The sequence below is a fragment of the Bacteroides sp. RTP31139st1_H2_RTP31139_211217 genome (assembly GCF_040227615.1).
Lineage (GTDB): Bacteria > Bacteroidota > Bacteroidia > Bacteroidales > Bacteroidaceae > Bacteroides > Bacteroides uniformis.
The window spans coordinates 4879-6360 of record NZ_JBCNZM010000020.1 but is presented as its reverse complement, the minus strand read 5'-3'; the positions used below and the strand labels follow the sequence as shown (position 1 = coordinate 6360).

The 1482-nt window shown below is 50.1% G+C and carries 1 protein-coding gene; it reads right to left on the bottom strand.

Annotated features, from left to right (window positions below; all coding sequences use genetic code 11):
• Positions 1 to 1292 (bottom strand): aminoacyl-histidine dipeptidase (locus ABUA47_RS05050; protein WP_349831437.1); only part of this gene is annotated, 1292 nt, incomplete at its 3' end.
• Between the last annotated feature and the right edge of the window lie 190 nt (positions 1293 to 1482).

Sequence of the window (1482 nt, the reverse complement as noted above, 5' to 3'; positions counted from 1 at the left end):
CCTGCATGGATAGCTTTTACCTTGGCATCTACACCGAACAAACGTTTGTAGGACTCAACAGCCACTTCCAGGATTTCTGAATGCGGGTTGGGCTTCCAGCCCGGATATCCGTCGCCGAAAGATACGGCTGCTCCACCCATTTCGAATACAGTACGCACCATATTGGCAATGTCTTGTTTGGAGGAGGCGGTAGAGCTGCGCTGGCTGGTCTCGATACGGATGATATGGCCGGATTTCATCTTTACGGAGGCCAGATTGGTGGAGGTTTCCACCAGTCCCGGAATGTCTTGGCTCATGGCATACACACCGTGAGGTGCGGCATAGATGGTTTGCAACAATCGCTTGGCGGTATCTTTGTCAATGGCTTTGGGACGGGCTGCTTCCGATTCGAGCACGAATTGGAGGTCCGGGTCAACGACGGCATATTCTGCCTCCACTTCGGCGGCAAAGACATTCAAGTCTGTGCGCAGAGCATGCTTGTCGGCATCGGGTATGGCAATTACCGCGTGTGCTTCGCGGGCAATGGCGTTGCGCAGGTTACCACCGTCTATTTCGCAAAGGTACATGTCGTACTTCTGGGATGCCTGGCTCAGGAAGCGGTTCAGCAGCTTGTTGGCATTGCCGCGCCCCAGGTGTATGTCGCCGCCGGAGTGTCCGCCTTTCAGCCCCTTTACCTGCACTTTGCAGCAGAAATATCCTGCCGGTACGTCCACTTCCCGGTAAGTGAATTCGGCAACGGAATCTATACCTCCTGCACAGCCGATGAAGAGCTCGCCTTCATCCTCGGAATCGAGGTTCAGCAGAATGTCTCCGTTCATGAAGCCTTCTTTCAGGGCGAAGGCACCGGTCAGTCCGGTCTCCTCGTCCACGGTGAAGAGGCATTCGATAGGACCGTGCTCGATGCTGTCGTCGGCAAGGATAGCCAGTTCGGTGGCTACACCGATGCCGTTGTCGGCTCCCAAGGTTGTACCTTTGGCTTTCAGCCATTCACCGTCAATTTCGGTTTCGATAGGGTCGGTCAGGAAGTCGTGCTTCACGTCGTTGTTCTTTTCACATACCATGTCGATGTGCGATTGAAGTACGACAGTCTTGCGGTTTTCCATACCCGGAGTAGCGGGTTTCTTTATCAGAACGTTTCCGGCTTCGTCCACCTTCGTTTCCAACTTATGTTTTTCTCCGAATGCTTTTAAGTAAGCAATGATTTTCTCTTCCTTCTTCGAAGGGCGCGGCACTTGGCAGATTTCCTCAAAATAGTGAAATACACCAGCCGGTTTCAAGTCTTTTTTTTCCATAATTATCTGAATTAGCGGCTGCCTTACATGTGTTTATGCAGCCTTCATTATCAATTGTCAAATATCAATTCTCCATTAAATTAACCACTTATTGCTAAATATGGTTAAATTGATTGACTATTTTATTCCCCTTTCTCTTTTTTTAGAGTAAAAAAGGCGAGTTAGTCCAACCAAAGCCCTATATTTGCAC